Source organism: Mucilaginibacter gotjawali (assembly GCF_002355435.1).
GTDB classification, from domain to species: domain Bacteria; phylum Bacteroidota; class Bacteroidia; order Sphingobacteriales; family Sphingobacteriaceae; genus Mucilaginibacter; species Mucilaginibacter gotjawali.
Window position 1 is genome coordinate 1,717,158 of record NZ_AP017313.1, and the last position, 16,064, is coordinate 1,733,221.

The window sequence follows — 16,064 nt, forward strand, 5'->3', positions numbered from 1 at the left end:
AAATAGGCATTGCTTTTTCAATTAATCCCTGTTTTTAACATAATGTATTATTCATGGCAATCCCCAAATCTCATTTCTAAATCATTTTTTTCAATACGGTGCCAATATATAATTTTATAATTAATGTAGTATGTTTGTTTGTGGTTTCCTATAATTGATTGATACAGAGCTGTGTTTTAAGCCATTTTTTCTATTGAATAGCCATATTATTTATAAGCAGGCTTAATAGCTTTTTATTAAGTAACAGTTATAATACTTTTGATTGTGTCATTTATACACCTGCAAGTTTTAATTTTGCTCATCTCAGAACTACAACGTATGTTAAAAAAGAATGTTAAGTTTTTCATCATAGTTTTGTTAACCTCCACTTTTTTAGAAGCGCAAAGCCAGCAAAAGGTTTTGGGACTAAAAGAAGCTGAGCAAATAGCACTTGCAAATTATGGTTCTATTAAGGCAAAAACTAACCAGTTAAATGCCTCAAAAGCATACCTTACTGAAACCAAAACAGAACAGTTGCCGGATGTAAATATTTCTGCCCAGCAGGATTACGGAACTGTAAATTCTCAGTTTGGCCCTCTTTATGGGTATAAGGGGTTAAGTGTAGCGTCATCGGGCCCGATAACAAATACACAGAATTGGAATGCAGCTTTCGGCTCTCTTTACCTCAGTAACGTAAGCTGGGATTTTTTCTCCTTTGGAAAAGCGGTTGAAAAGGTTAAAGTACAAAAGTCGACAGTCAACCTGAATGAAACCGACCTGGTACAGGAGCAATTTCAGCACCAGGTTCGAGTTGCAAGTACCTATCTGAATTTACTGGCCGCCCAGCAATTGAGCAAAGCCCAGGAAGATAACCTTAACCGGGCGATCGACCTGCAAAAAGTGGTGGTTGCCCGTGTAAAGAATGGACTAAACCCCGGGGTAGATTCTTCACAGGCAAATGCCGAGGTATCAAACGCCAGGATAGCCCTTACCAATGCGAAAGAAACTGAAGCTGAACAAAGCAACCAACTGGCCCGGTACCTGGGCATAGCGCCGCAAAATTTTAACCTGGATAGCACTTTTGTTACTAAGGCGCCTTTAAACATTGATCTGCAGGCACAGGTTAACCTTGTCGATCACCCTACATTGCGTTATTATCAAAATCGTATTAATGTGAGCGATGAAGAGGCAAAGTATTTAAACACATTTAGTTACCCCACTTTTACCTTGTTTGGGGTTTACCAGGGGAGGGGATCAGGCTTTAATTCAGGTTACAGTAGTTCAAATTTGGGGTCTTACAGCAGTAGTTATGGTGCCGGGGCTGATCCAACCCGTTTTAATTACTTATTTGGCGTGGGCCTGGTTTGGAACATAACCAACCCGTTAAGGGTGCATTACCAGGTTAAATCGCAAAAATATACTTCGGCGCAATACCAGGAAGAATACAACCTGGTTAGCCAGCAACTTACTGACCAGCAGGCGTTGGCCGAAACAAGAATAAGCAACGCCATGAAAAATTTCCGCGAATCGCCTGAAGAAGTCAGGGCGGCGACAGATGCCTACAGGCAAAAATATGCTTTATACCAAAACGGGCTGGCTAATATTGTTGATTTTACGCAGGCGCTTTATGTGCTCAACCGGGCGGAAGTGGATAACTACATTGTTAAAAACAACGTGTGGCAGGCGTTGCTGTATAAAGCCGCTGCAACCGGCGATTTTGGGATATTTATTAATAACTTTTAACACAAATTATAAATAATGGGGCTGATTAAAGGTGCGCTGCAAAGGCCAATTACCATTTTGGTTATTGTGGCCGGGTTGTTTTTCTTTGGGATAAATGCCGTACGAAGTATTAAGATCGATATCTTCCCCGATCTTAACCTCCCGGTAATTTATGTTTCACACCCATATGGCGGGTATACTCCCGACCAGATGGAGGCTTATTTTGGAAAGAATTATGTTAACTTATTGTTATTTGTATCGGGTGTTAAAAGCATTGAAACCAGGAATATCAGTGGCTTAACCCTGATTAAACTTACTTTTTACGAAGGCGTTAATATGGCCCAGGCCGCAGCGGAGGTGACGGCCTATACCAACCGGGCCCAGGCTTCTTTTCCGCCTGGTTCACAACCGCCGTTTATTTTACGTTTTGATGCATCCACGCTCCCGGTAGGGCAGTTGGTACTGTCAAGCCCTACCCGAAGTAATAATGAGTTGCTTGATATGGCTAATATTTATATCAGGTCTTCATTTACGTCAATCCCCGGCCTGGTTGCACCGGCTCCTTTTGGTGGCAACGTTCGGACCGTTGTGATCAAAATTAACCCTGATTTGTTACGATCGCATAGTTTAACGGCCGACCAGGTAGTGGCGGCTTTGCGTGATAATAACCAGAATAATCCTGCCGGGAACGTGCGCATTGGCGATTATAACTACCTTGCCCCATCAAATACTACTATTAAAAATATAAAGGACTTTGGCGACATCCCTTTATATAAAAACGGGGTACAAACGGTGTTTATGAAGGATGTGGCAACCGTTGAGGATGGCGCAGATATCACCACCAGCTATGCCCTGGTAAACGGCAAACGTTCGGTTTACCTGCCAATCACCAAATCTGCAGATGCTTCAACCTGGGAGGTAGTACAAAATTTAAAAAAGGCTATCCCGCGGTTCCAGTCGCTATTGCCTGAAGATGTTAAGCTCTCCTATGTATTTGATCAATCAGTTTACGTGATCAACGCCGTGAAAAGCTTAGCCGAAGAAGGCGCGATAGGCGCAGTGCTGACCGGTTTAATGGTGTTATTGTTTCTTGGCGACAGGCGCGGAGCCATGATTGTGATACTGACCATTCCCACCTGTATCATATCAGGGATATTTTTCCTGTACCTTTTTCATCAAACCATCAATATCATGACACTCAGCGGGCTTTCCCTCGCTATTGGTATTTTGGTTGATGAATCCACCGTCACGATCGAAAATATTCACCAGCATTTTGATATGGGTAAGCCAAAAGCATTGGCTATCTGGGATGCCTGTAAGGAAATAGCGTTCCCTAAATTATTGATCCTGTTTTGTATCCTCGCGGTATTTGCGCCTGCGTTTACCATGACCGGGATACCGGGTGCATTATTCCTGCCATTATCACTGGCAATTGGTTTCTCCATGATCACTTCATACCTGCTTGCACAAACCTTTGTGCCGGTAATGGCTAACTGGGTAATGAAAAATGAGCATGAAGATAAAAGCCACGATGACGGTTTTGCCCTGGAGGATGAAGGCGCTCCCTGGGAGCAAAAGGAACTTGCCATAAAAAACGCCATGGGTGGCGAGGGTAAAAAACTCACCCGTTTTGATAAATTCAGGCTTCGCTACCTGCATTGGATGGATTGGATGATGCCCAACAGAAAATGGGTGGTTTCATTGTATATTGTGGTAGCTATTGGCCTTGCATTTTTACTTTTTAACATCATAGGGCGCGACGTATTGCCAAAAGTAAACTCAGGCACTTTCCAGGTAAGGTTACGTGCCCCGGACGGTACCCGTTTTGAGCGGACGGAATTGTATACTGTAGAGGCACGCAAGATATTAGCCGGCATAGTTGGTAAACAAAATATTGATGTTACCTCGGCGCTGGTTGGTATGCACCCCGGTTTGTTTTCAACCAGCCCCATCTATTTATTTATGGCCGGCCCGCAGGAGGCCGTTATGCAGGTAAACCTGAAGGAAGATTATAAAGTTAACCTGGACGACCTGAAAGAACGTTTCCGCATAGAAATGCGGAAAAAACTACCAAATGTGCAGCTTTCTTTTGAGCCCATCGAATTAACTGATAAAATATTAAGCCAGGGCTCGCCAACGCCTATCGAGGTGGTTATAGCCAGTAAAAATAAACCTCAAAACATCAAGATGGCATTTAAAGTGCTGGATAAACTAAAGAAAATAGATTATTTGCGGGATGTGCAGATAGGCCAGTCATTTAAATACCCCTCCATTAACATTAACATTGACAGGGTGCGTGCGGCTGAGCTTGGCGTTAGCGTAAACGATGTTTCCCGGTCGCTGGTGGCATCCACCTCATCATCCAGGTACACCGAAAAAAATGTATGGCTTGATACTAAAGCAGGCTTAAGCTACGCAGTACAGGTGGAGATTCCTGAATACCAGATGGCCAGCTTAAATGATGTGCGGGAAATCCCGGTAATGACGGGTAGCCCACGGCCGGTTTTAGGCGACGTGGCAGATATAAAGGTTGGTACCACAAATGGGGAAGATGATGACATCGGCGCCGTACCAATACTTACCGTTACCGCTAACTTGTACAAAAAAGACCTTGGAACGGCCGCAACCGACGTGCAGAAAGCCATTGCATCGCTGGGCAAAATGCCGCGCGGGCTTACCGTAGCGACGCGCGGACTGAGCCAAACCCTTACAGACACCCTGGATAGTTTGCAAACGGGTTTAATAGTGGCAATCATCGTTATCTTCCTGATGCTGGCTGCAAATTTTCAATCATTTAAAATGTCGCTGGTTGTTTTATCAACCGTGCCGGCTGTATTGTTTGGATCTTTGTTCCTGGTGAAAATAACCGGCGCCACCTTAAACCTGCAGTCATACATGGGTATGATCATGTCCGTGGGGGTATCCATTTCCAATGCGGTATTGTTGATAACCAATGCCGAAGAATTAAGAAAACACAACGGCGATGCCCTTAAATCTGCGCGTGAGGCGGCGGCATTGCGTTTAAGGCCGATATTGATGACAAGTTTGGCAATGATTGTTGGTATGATACCGATGGCCTCCGGGATTGGTGAGGGTGGCGACCAGACTTCGCCGCTTGGCCGCGCTGTAATAGGAGGGTTGTTTGCATCAACCTTTGCCGCTTTACTGATATTGCCGCTGGTTTTTGCCTGGGTACAAGGCAAAGCCTCAACTGATTCTGTTTCATTAGACCCTGAAGATAAAGAAAGTAAATTTTATGTCCCTTTGCACCATCATGAACATCACGAAAAATAAATTTTATTCCGCTTTAACTATTTTAGCGGTAAGCGCAGTTTTTATTAGCTCATGCGGGCCTGATAAAAAGGAAAAGGACGCGCAGGCGCAAACCATAAAACAGGAGGATGCCATAGACAGCCCTGCGGTTGAACTTGCAATGGTAAATAAAGGTAAACTGCAGGCAAATATTTCTGTGCCAGGTGAATTACTGCCTTACCAACAGGTCGACCTGTATGCCAAGGTGAATAGCTATGTGAAAAAACTTTGGGTCGATATCGGCTCTCAGGTGCACCAGGGGCAGTTGCTGGTAACGCTTGAAGCCCCTGAAATTAATTCGCAGCTGGCCCAGGCCGAGTCGCATGTTAAACAAATGGAAGCCATTTATTATGCCAGCAAAGCAACTTATGACAGGTTATACAATACAAGCAAGATCCCCGGTACAGTTTCGCAGAATGACCTGGAACAAGCTGATGCCAAAAAGAACTCCGACCTGGCAAACGTAGAGGCTGCCAAATCATCCTATAAAGAAATGGCTGCCAATTTAAATTACCTGGAAATACGGGCGCCGTTTGATGGGGTAATTTCCGCGCGTAATGTAAATACGGGCGCTTATGTTGGCCCAGGTGGCAAGGGAACTGATCCCCTGCTCGTTTTGCAGGATCAGTACAGGATGCGTTTAGTGGTTTCGGTGCCTGAGAATTATACAGGCGGGTTAAGTGATAAAAACAAAGTGAGTTTTACGGTGCAGGCATTGCCAAACCGCCAGTTTACAGCGCAGATTAAAAGGCTTGCCGGGGCGCTGGATGAGAAATTACGGTCGGAGAGACTTGAAATGGATGTTTACAATACCGATCATAAACTTTTACCCCACATGTATGCCGACGTAAATGTTCCCCTGCCGAGTCATGACAGCACGCTTTTTGTGCCAAAAACGGCGGTGGTAACTTCAACCGAAAAAGTTTTCGTTATAAAAGTAGTTAACCACAGGGCCCGGTGGGTTGAAGTTAAAAAAGGTGTTCAAACCGGTGATGTGATGGAAATTTACGGCAATTTGGAAAAAGGCGACCAGGTGGTTAAAAAAGCTTCGGACGAGATCAGGGACGGATCGGCTGTAAGTTATTGAGTAGCCCGATGCCACTTTAACAAAATAAAAAATCAGGGTGAATAGTGTTTCTACCCTGCAATTAAAATACTAAAAACAGGCCTTATCCTTTGATAAGGCCTGTTTTAAATATCTTTATGAATTAGTAACGGCTACCGCCGCCACGATTGTTGTCTCTTGAGTAGCCACCGCCACCACCGCTGCCACCACGATTTCCGCCGCCGCCATAGCCGCCGCCGCCACCACGGTTTCCACCACCGTAGCCGCCGCCACCGCCTCTGCGGTCACCGCCTGGCTTTTTTTCTTCAGCCTGGCTTACAGCAATTGTTCTGCCTTTAACGCTAAAGCCGTTTAGTTCAGTGATTGCTTTTTGAGCGCTTTCATCATCAGGCATCTCAACAAAGCCAAAGCCTTTGCTTCTCCCTGTTTCACGGTCATTAATTAATTTTACGGTGCTTACTTCACCATAAGCTTCGAAAAGCTCTCTTAAATCAGCTTCCTCTAATGAAAAGGGAAGGCTTCCTGCGAATATGTTCATTAAAATTTAATTTATAAGTGCAAGTCCTTTTTGCCTGCATGCTTTTATTATCATCAAATATAGTAATAGATATTTGATGATTAATGTTACAAAATGCAAATTACTGATAAATGTTTTAAAAAATGTTTAATAAACCTGTTTTACCAGGTAATTTTTTTCATTTAAATTAAATTTATCCCCTGCTTTTAACCCTTTAAGCTTTGTTCCGATGGGCGAAAACGGCGAAACCGCAACATATTCACTGTTGTTAACTTTAAGTGTACCTGCACTTATAGCGATGTAAAAATTGGCCATATCAGTGAGCACCAGGCTGCCTGTATCAACGGTGTCAGCAATATTGTTGGGGCTGATCCTGTTCAATGCAATTTTTAATTTATTGGCTTCTTTTAGCTGGCCCATATTGCGGTTGGCCTCCTGCTGTGCCATTTCCCTGCCGGTTTCATACTTATCGCCGGCGCTGCTTTTGGTGTCATTGTTCGACGCCGTTTGCGCCTCATTTATAGCTAATTGAGCAGCATCCAAACGGCTTTGCACATATTCAAGGCACTGGTTATACAATTGTTTTTTTAGTTCGATCATGGGAGGGGTAAAGATAGAGATTAGTGATTGGAGATTAGTGATGAGGTGTTGGAAAGTTAGAGAACAATGCAGTAAGAATTACTTCAGGGTGTTAGCATATCAATACTAGTCTCTAATCTCCAGTCTCTAAACTCCAGCCAAATAAAAGCCCCCTTACACTCGCTGCTTGGGGGCTTTCAACCTAAACCTTATCACAATTATAAATGCGGGACGCATTTATACAACTCATAACGCACGAAACCGCCGATAAGTTTTAACGAATGCAAAAAATTGACCATTTAATGATAAATTTTTTCATAGTTAATTTTTTTAACGCTGTTTTGTAACTCAATTGTTACTTTTCAGGATGGGGTAACTGCATCATAATGAGCCTGCAACACGTGTATTTTGCAATTGATCGCCGGCAAGCCACCCCTGGCACTTACATACAGGCAGCGAAAAATTTTAGTGAGGAAATGATATGCTTTGACCAGTATGCCCATTCATGACCACCCTTATGTTCTTCAAAATGATGGGGTATGCCTTCTTTTACCATCTTTTTGTGCAGTATGCGGTTATAGTTGATCAACAGGTCATCGGTTCCGCAATCAAAACGCAGTGGCGGGAGTTGCCCCCGGTAATGTAAAAATGTTTCAAATACATCTTCGTCAATGATGTCGTTCTGGGCATAGCTTTTTAAGGGCTCTTCGGCGAAGAACTTTATCTGGGGTAAACTTGTTATTGAAGAATGGCCCGATATGGCCCTGAATTGTGTGCCATATTTTGCGCCGATCCGCAATGCCCCAAAGCCGCCCATTGATAAGCCTGAGATGAAAAGCGGCGAACTTTTTTTTGCGCCGTTGATACATTCGCGTAAGGCCCCGGGTACATCTTCTGCTATCCATTTTTCAAAATTAAAACCATTTAACGGCAAAAACGCCGACCCATCACCCCAAAGCCCGTCTGACGGCATAGCAATGATCATCGGTGGCAATTCTCCGTTTTGGATCATCTCGTTCACCTTTAAATGTATTCCGGCGCCATAGGCCCAACTCCAGGCGCTGCCGTACATCCCATGCAGTAATATCACTATGGGTAATGTATCACCGGCACTTGTCCCGGGTGGAACATAAACGCAGATATCGCCGCGCCCTTTAAGATGGGGGGTTTTTACTGTTATAAAGCGTAAATTATTGTTTTCGAAGTTGGGGTTTGATATTTCTAAAGTTTTAAATGCTGGCATAATTAATTTTTCTAACACGGTATCTTTCTCGCTTTGCCCTGAAGAAATTCAACAAAGGTTTTCCTGGTGCTAATGATCCTGTATATATTTTATGATTTCTGTTTTTAGTTTGATGGTCAGGTTTGATTTGAATACTTTCAGCCGGCTGTCATTCCCAAAAAGAAAAGTGACAGGCATATCCGGTCGTTTGAACGTTTTGAGCATAAATACCCATGGATGACAGGGATAGGGCCAGGGGAATCATTAAAATAGCGTTCTTTCTTGTCGTCATGTGCTAAACTGTTTTGAAGCGTATAGGTGCAAAACAAAATCCTGCGAAGTAACAAATTCTTATCAGGTTTTATTACGATAATATTGGCAGAATATTGGCGTATATTAACTTCGCCAACCAGTTTGATTTTAATTTATATGATTTAAATCAGGTTTTACCGGAAGATAAAATGCGCCATAATTAAATTAAGATAGACATTTTTTTATCCTTTAATGATAGGTTACTTTGGTTTATAAACCAACCCTTTTATGAGGACTGCCATCCCCTTGCCCGTGATTTTGTTTTTGTCGCTTTGTTTTTCAACAACAATTGCCGGCACAATACCTAAGGCTAAAGCTGCTGATCAAGGCCGGGAGGAGATCATTTATCATATATTTCAGCGAAGTTTTTACGATAGTAATGGAGATCTGCAGGGCGATCTAACCGGCATCCGTCAGAAACTTGACTACCTGCAAAGCCTGGGAGTGACGGCTGTTTTGCTTACGCCATTGTATGAATCGGTATTTTATCATAATTATTTTGCGTCGGATTTCAAAAAGATCGACCCTGCCTATGGCACAATGCACGATTATTTATTACTGATAAAAGACCTGCACCGCCGCGGTATGAAGTTTTATATGGACATGGAAACCCAGTACGTTACCGAAGATCACATTTGGTGGAAAGATGGCGTAAATAATCTTAAATCGCCCTTCAGCGACTATATTTTGTACGATGATAAAGCGCATAGTACACCATCATCCATTGTATTCAATCTGAAGGGGCTATTAGGATATGACAGCGTTTACCGCAAAATAACCACCGTAAATTTATACAGCCCAAAAGTACTGGCATATAACTATCGCTTGTTTAGGTTTTGGGTGGACCCGAACGGCGACGGAAAGTTTGATGATGGTGTGGATGGTTTCAGGCTTGACCATATGATGGACAACCTTGACAATAAACTTCCCGGTTTGTTTGCCCGGTTTTGGCGGCCTTTATTAAGCAAACTGCGGATAGTTAACCCCAAATTGAAGATCATCGCTGAACAGGCCAACTGGGGATCTATAGGGACGGACTATTTTGCAAATGGCGGCGTCGACAGGGTATTTGCATTCAGGCTGGCCTTTGCCATCAGGACTTTTAAAAAAGACCAGATAGCCGCCGCCGCCGATTCAACTTTTATGCTTACCCCGGCAAATAAACAGCAGGTTGTATTTATTGAGAACCATGATACCCCGCGATTTAGTTATGGCGTAAATGGAGATACCGGGCATTTAAAGATCGGCGCTGCACTAAACCTGTTGCTTGGCGGCATCCCTTCCATTTATTACGGGCAGGAATTAGGGATGAGCGGCACCAATGCAGCACTTGGCGCCACAGATGCCAATGATATACCTAACCGCTCGGCTTTTGAGTGGTACAAAAGCGATAGGGGAACAGGAATGGCTGTTTGGTATAAAGAAAAGGGGCCATGGCGGAACAGATTTAATAACGAGGTGGCGGATGATGGCATTTCACTTGAAGAGCAACAAAACGACTCAAATTCCCTCTGGAACTGCTACCGTAAAATGATAGCCATACGGAAAGCGAACCCTGTAATATCTAATGGAGCTTATAAAACGCTAAAAAGCGATAAGGATGATGTGTTTACCTTTATGCGGTATGAAGGAAATAAAAAAGTTGTTGTGGCCGTAAATCTATCGGATAAACCTGAAACTGTAACTATTGCCGGAGAGGGCAAAACCGGCATGCTGAAAGTTTTATATGGCGCCGCTAAACCAGGCATGGTGAATAACAATATTACATTAACCTTACCTGTTTATGGAATTGAGGTGATAGGAATGTAAAAGATCCGGTAAAAACTACCTGCCATAGATAAATAAATAATGTCCGACTTAACTGAAATACGTCGATATTGTTCGTATTATTGGTTAATGGATCCAGCTAAATCACAAGAAATATCTGTACCGGAATCAATGGGTACAGAATCAACCCGGGAGATTTACTACCCTGACTTAAAATCTACCATTAAAATATTTTTGTTTATATTTTATATACGATTGTCATAAGTATCCCTGCTACTGTCTGCCTGATCGCACTTAGTTCAACATTCATCAGATGGCCAATTTTAAAATCAGTACTATTTTTATTGCAAAACATTGTTACGCATTTAACCGTAATTATATACACAATAAGAAAAAGTAAAAAACAAAATGGGCATTTCTCCAAAATTAGTTTTATTGGAACACCTGTATGGTTGGTACCGATACTTATAATTGGAGCATTAGCTTTGGTTATCCCGCTTGAGCACACCTCTTCGTGGATTCCGATGCCAAAATGGGCTCAGAAAGTCTTTGAGGAATCATTTACGAAGGAGATATTTTCTATTATAAATGTAGTTATTGCAGCTCCAATTCTGGAGGAGATTTTATGCCGTGGAATTATTCTCAGGGGCTTATTAAAAAATTACACGCCATATACAGCAATTCTGATTTCTGCTACTCTTTTTGGTGCGCTGCACTTAAATCCATGGCAAGCAATACCGGCTTTTTTAGCTGGATTGTTTATTGGCTGGGTTTATTACAAAACACAGTCAGTTATTCCTGGAATAATTATTCATACCACCATAAACAGTATCGCGATGTTGTTTTTGTTTCTGCCTGCAAATCGCCGGGATTTGCTGGGTTTATTTGGTACACACTATTACGTTGTAGCAGTATTTTTCTCTATAACAATATTTGTTGCAGTTTGCATTATTATTAATCGAAAGTTTTTAAATGTCGCTGGACCTTTATTTAAAACTGAAAACACTTATTCTTTTTCAAACAATGAATCCAGTAATTAACTTTAGGAAAGTCACCTGAAGTTTGAAAGAATTTAAACGGCGAATGAGTCTTACGCCACCCCAATTATGGCCTCGTCTTCCAAATCCCGCATAAATTTTTTGCGGTAGTTTAACGGGCTGATGTGCATTTTTTGTTTGAACATTTTGTAGAAATGCGATACATCACCAAAGCCGCTTTCGTAGGATATATCGGAGACCGGCTTATCGGTTTGTACCAGTTGCTGGGTGGCATAATTAAGGCGGTACTCAATAATGGTTTCCATAAAGGTTTTACGGGTAATTTTTTTGAAATATTTGCAGAACGCGTTGGTCGTCATATTGGCGATGCCTGCGGCGGCTTCCAGTGAAACCTGGCTTCTGAAATTCTCTACAAGGTAAGCGTAAACCGGGTTAATACGCTCCTGCTCGGCTGGCGTACGCTCTGCAACACTCCTGTTTTGATCAAGTAAGATATAATCATTGGATAAAGCCAGCTTTTGTAATATTTCCAATAACCCCATCAGCATCCTGAAGTTGTTCTTTTCTTTACTCAACGCCTCCAGGTTTTTATCAACCACTGCCTGCGTAGCCGATTTAAAACAAATACCACAGCCGCTTTTTTGAAACAGCTTTCTGATAAGCTGCATCTCGTTTTTATTAAAAAAATCGTCGCCTAAAAATGCACCGTCAAATTGTACTACTATGGCGCTGGCATTTGTTTGTGAATCTTTCTCCTGTTCAAGTTTCCAGCAATGCGGCAGGTTAGGGCCAAGCAATACCAGGTCGCCGGCAGAAAAATCGCCCATATGGCTTCCTGCATAGCGTTTGCCTGTACCCTCTATAATATAGGTAAGTTCGTATTCCGGATGAAAATGGTAAGGCGCTTCAAAGGCCGACCTGTCAAATTTTCTGAATAAAAATGACTGACCGTTGGCCGGTTGTATGATCTCGAAAGAAGCCTTGATCATGGTTTATTTTAACAATTTGAATTTATTATCGTAAATTTAAGGATAAAATAATCCACAATTACACCATTTTCCTCATTTTTTTTATTTGAAAGTGTAACTTACTTTGGGTGTAATAAAACACAAAATGAATAAACAATCCGCCTGTTTGCCATTATTGGATGATTTTAAAGAATTACCCGGAGAAAACGTCCGGGAGTTTCGGGAAAAAGGCCATACTTTAGTGACGCAAGTTTTAAATAAAGAAGAGATTGCAGCTTACCGGCCGGTAATAGTTGATGCTGCAGAAAAGTATAACACCGAAACCCGCAAACTTCAGGATCGGGATACCTACGGAAAGGCCTTTTTGCAGATCATGAATTTATGGCAAAACGATGAAGAGGTGAAGCAATTTGTGCTGGCAAAACGCATGGCAAAAATTGCTGCCGATTTAATGGGCGTTGAAAACGTGAGGTTGTATCATGACCAGGCCCTGTTTAAGGAAGCGGGTGGTGGCCCTACGCCATGGCACCAGGATCAATACTATTGGCCTATTGATACCAATAATACCATTACCATGTGGATGCCGCTGGTTGATATTGATGTGGATATGGGGATGCTTACTTTCGCTTCAGGCTCCTACAAAGAAGGTTCCATTTTTAATTACGAGATCTCGGATGAATCGGAAGGTGCATTTGACAATTACGTTAAAGAGCATCATTTCGCCATCAGCAGGGCAAACACAATGGATGCAGGTGATGCCACCTGGCACAGGGGATTTACCATACACCATGCCAACGGCAATAACTCAAACAAAATGCGCGAGGTAATGACCATTATTTATGTGGCCGATGGCGCAAGGATTACGCCTTATAAAAATAATTGGCAAAAAAACGATCACCATAAATGGTTGATGGGCAAGCCCATAGGCGGATTGATAGATTCGGAATTGAACCCCATATTGTTATAAAGGCAATATTCCTGCTCCCTATTGCTCATAGTCGCCTTTTCGCTGCGGGTCTTCCAGGTATAACGAGAGGAATATTTTCTGTTCTGTACGAACGGAATGTATTGCCGGAAATGTTTTGATATACCTGTTATCATAGTATATAAAATGCTCAAAACCCAAACTCAAGTTCTTAACTATATGGACGGTGATTTTTGGTTTTAAGATGCCGATATGGTTATTACTGGCAGGGCCATAAAAAGCATGAAGTAAATAGTAATAATATTCAACAGAAGTAGTTACGTAAGTTCCAAAATTAATTGTAGAAGCAAATTTAGCTTCAAATCCATTATTGTAAGTGTAATCTCTTACCTGCGATGTATCAGGGCCAAACCGGGTACTGTTGCCGGCCAAGGGAACTCCTGCCAGGTGGACGGTGGTAAAAGCTATAATATCATCGGTTATTGGTAATTTAGTTACTACCCCTCCGCCAAACCCAATCGTACCCAATTCAAAGGTCATATTATCCCAATAATCATAATATTGGAAAGCACCGTATAGCATCGATAGTTTTCCTAAATGCGTATTGCCGCCAAACAATACGCCGTACCCAAGCACATTATCCAAAACTTTTCTACCTGACCCGAAGCTAAACTCGGTGCGGAAGGTAAAATAATCAAAAGGTTTGCGTTTTCTGTCTTCTAATGGGTTGCCATAATCAATTTGAAGGCTGATGAGCGTATTTGTAGGGCCATTGCCCAAAATTGTATTATTGTCCACATTTATTTTGTGGATCCCCGCTGCCAATGTTATATTCAATGGCTCTTTTTGATATACGTCAGTGGTAGTTCTTCTGAATGTTTTTCCCTCCAGCAACCTGTTAAATCCACGTACCGGGTCAATCAACCCACCAAAAATTTCGCGAAATACCCTTTCACCGCCGCGTGTGCGGTCATCGTAAATATTTGAACTCAAGCGGTAAAATACTTCACCAAGGAATGCGCCATTAGCCGTGGTATTGATAATGTCGTTATATGAGGGACGTGTATTTTCGCCAAAATATTCCCACATCAGGCTTCCGGCTGCCGCAAAGGGGACGGATTGAAGATAATTATATCCCTGCGAACGTGCCTGGTTAAAATACATGGAGCCTGTATACGGATGCGCTATAAAATTAACGCCAAACCGGTCATCATCCCATTCCCAGCCTTTTCGTAAATTATATTTCCAGGTGGCAGGCCCGATATGTGAGAAACTTTCATTCAGCAAAAACCTGTCCATTGACCATGTAAACAGATTAACACCCAAAACACCAGCCAAAGGTTTCCAAAAAGGATATTTTGGGTTGTATTTTGGATCGTCGTTCAACAGATCGCCATACTTATTACGGATGGTTGTATCAATAAAAGGATTTTTTGCAGGCTGGTTACCAGTTGTATCCTTAATTGTTTTTTTGGCATTTTTTATTTGTTTCAGTTGTTCTTTAACGGGGCCATTGCCTGGTTTTATCGTATCAACCGGAGTAACCTGTGCAAATAAGCAGCTAGAGGAGAACAGTATCAATAAAAACAGCAAGGCTGTTTTTGAGTTTTTGATGGAATATATTACGAGCGCGAAACTGATTACAGCGGCCGGGACCATGAAGTACAAGTTTGTCATAACATCCGCTTAGTGCGTTTTAGATACAACCGTTAACTTGTTGGACTGTTTTAATTAAATATTAAATAAATATTTAATAATTATTAATCAGGGATTGCTAAAGAGCTCAACATATTGCATGTTCAAAATATTACTATTAAAAATTGACAGAAAAGGGTTAAAAAATACCCCTGTTTGCCCCGCCGTCAACCTGTATGGTGGTGCCGCTGATATAGGCTGCCTGCTCTGAGGCCAAAAAGGTGACGAGTGCAGCCAGTTCTTCGGGTTTACCTATGCGGCCGAGCGGGATATTTTTGGCCCTTTCTTTTAAAGCGAGTTCTGGATCAGTGTCTTTTGGCAGCGTATGTTTAAGCCGGTCAGTAAGAATCATGCCGGGGGCTACATTATTTACAGTAATATTATACGGCCCCAGTTCATCGGCCATTAATTTGGCCATCCCAACAACGCCCATGCGCATACTGGTTGAAAGAACTGAATTTGCCAGTACTGATTTTACCGAACCGCTGATGATATTGATGATGCGGCCGCTGCCTGTTTTTTGCATATGGGGTAAAACCAAGCGGCTTGTACGTGCAAAGCTTAACAGGCTAAGGTTGAATGCCTGCTGCCAGGCTTCATCATCAAAATGCTCAAATTTATTAAATGGCGGCCCGCCGCTGTTATTTACCAGGATGTCAATTTTGCCGTGCGCCGCCGCTGCTTTTTCAATAAAATCGGTAACGCGGGCAGCATCACCCACATCAACGGCTATGGCGGTTATTTCATTGCCGGTAATGGCGGTAATTTCTTTGGCGGTCCGCTCCAATTCTCCGGCGTCACGCGAACCGATGATCACTTTTACCCCTTCTGCAGACAATGCCGCAGCAATGGCTTTACCCAGCCCTTTGGATGCGGCTAATACAATGGCTACTTTATTGTTAAGATTTAAATCCATGTTTTTAAAAAATCAACCATTTACCAGTGTCATGTCATTTATAAATTTACGGTCGGGCTTTAGCGGAACAGCTTAAAAATATTTGA

The 16,064-nt window shown here is 42.4% G+C and carries 12 protein-coding genes; 6 read left to right on the forward strand and 6 right to left on the reverse strand.

Features of this window, described 5'->3' with window-relative positions:
- Window positions 1-318 precede the first annotated feature (318 nt).
- The 3 genes from MgSA37_RS07980 to MgSA37_RS07990 are packed head-to-tail and all read left to right on the forward strand — an operon-like array spanning window position 319 to window position 6,100.
- Window positions 319-1,722, forward strand: a complete 1,404-nt coding sequence (locus MgSA37_RS07980) for a TolC family protein (protein WP_096351052.1) — start codon at window positions 319-321, stop codon at window positions 1,720-1,722.
- 15 nt (window positions 1,723-1,737) lie between these two features.
- The gene (locus tag MgSA37_RS07985; protein ID WP_096351054.1) at window positions 1,738-4,995 is read left to right on the forward strand and encodes an efflux RND transporter permease subunit; all 3,258 of its coding nucleotides are present in this window, start codon (window positions 1,738-1,740) and stop codon (window positions 4,993-4,995) included.
- Complete coding sequence (locus MgSA37_RS07990) at window positions 4,976-6,100, forward strand: efflux RND transporter periplasmic adaptor subunit (RefSeq protein ID WP_096351055.1); 1,125 nt, start codon at window positions 4,976-4,978, stop codon at window positions 6,098-6,100. The genes MgSA37_RS07985 and MgSA37_RS07990 overlap by 20 nt, the downstream gene beginning before the upstream one ends.
- 121 nt (window positions 6,101-6,221) lie before the next feature.
- Here MgSA37_RS07990 and MgSA37_RS07995 read toward each other — a convergent pair whose 3' ends face one another.
- The 3 genes from MgSA37_RS07995 to MgSA37_RS08005 all read right to left on the reverse strand — a co-directional run bounded on the left by MgSA37_RS07995 (window position 6,222) and on the right by MgSA37_RS08005 (window position 8,418).
- Window positions 6,222-6,617, reverse strand: coding sequence for an RNA recognition motif domain-containing protein (locus MgSA37_RS07995; RefSeq protein ID WP_096351057.1), 396 nt, complete (start codon window positions 6,615-6,617; stop codon window positions 6,222-6,224).
- A gap of 126 nt (window positions 6,618-6,743) precedes the next feature.
- Window positions 6,744-7,196: a 3-oxoacyl-ACP synthase gene (locus MgSA37_RS08000; RefSeq protein WP_096351058.1), complete on the reverse strand. Its 453-nt coding sequence runs from the start codon at window positions 7,194-7,196 to the stop codon at window positions 6,744-6,746.
- 421 nt (window positions 7,197-7,617) lie between these two features.
- Window positions 7,618-8,418, reverse strand: a complete 801-nt coding sequence (locus MgSA37_RS08005; RefSeq protein WP_096357336.1) for an alpha/beta hydrolase — start codon at window positions 8,416-8,418, stop codon at window positions 7,618-7,620.
- Window positions 8,419-8,937: 519 nt separating this feature from the next.
- Here MgSA37_RS08005 and MgSA37_RS08010 point away from each other — a divergent pair.
- Both MgSA37_RS08010 and MgSA37_RS08015 read left to right on the forward strand, forming a co-directional pair.
- Complete coding sequence (locus MgSA37_RS08010) at window positions 8,938-10,518, forward strand: alpha-amylase family glycosyl hydrolase (protein WP_096351060.1); 1,581 nt, start codon at window positions 8,938-8,940, stop codon at window positions 10,516-10,518.
- A 302-nt stretch (window positions 10,519-10,820) separates the two neighbouring features.
- A complete protein-coding gene (locus MgSA37_RS08015) occupies window positions 10,821-11,516 on the forward strand; it encodes a CPBP family intramembrane glutamic endopeptidase (RefSeq protein WP_096351061.1) in 696 nt (231 codons plus the stop codon).
- 50 nt (window positions 11,517-11,566) lie between these two features.
- Here the strand turns inward: MgSA37_RS08015 and MgSA37_RS08020 are convergent, their stop codons facing one another.
- Entirely contained in the window at window positions 11,567-12,463 is an 897-nt protein-coding gene (locus MgSA37_RS08020; RefSeq protein WP_096351063.1) for an AraC family transcriptional regulator, read from the reverse strand.
- Window positions 12,464-12,587: 124 nt separating this feature from the next.
- On the opposite strand from MgSA37_RS08020, the gene MgSA37_RS08025 reads away from it, so the two are divergent.
- Complete coding sequence (locus MgSA37_RS08025) at window positions 12,588-13,409, forward strand: phytanoyl-CoA dioxygenase family protein (RefSeq protein ID WP_096351064.1); 822 nt, start codon at window positions 12,588-12,590, stop codon at window positions 13,407-13,409.
- Between the two features lie 18 nt (window positions 13,410-13,427).
- Here MgSA37_RS08025 and MgSA37_RS08030 read toward each other — a convergent pair whose 3' ends face one another.
- Together MgSA37_RS08030 and MgSA37_RS08035 are read right to left on the reverse strand one after the other, a co-directional pair.
- Window positions 13,428-15,044, reverse strand: a complete 1,617-nt coding sequence (locus MgSA37_RS08030; protein ID WP_096351066.1) for a DUF3943 domain-containing protein — start codon at window positions 15,042-15,044, stop codon at window positions 13,428-13,430.
- A 157-nt stretch (window positions 15,045-15,201) separates the two neighbouring features.
- Window positions 15,202-15,978 (reverse strand): SDR family oxidoreductase, encoded by a 777-nt coding sequence (locus MgSA37_RS08035; protein ID WP_096351067.1) that lies wholly within the window; start codon window positions 15,976-15,978, stop codon window positions 15,202-15,204.
- Between the last annotated feature and the right edge of the window lie 86 nt (window positions 15,979-16,064).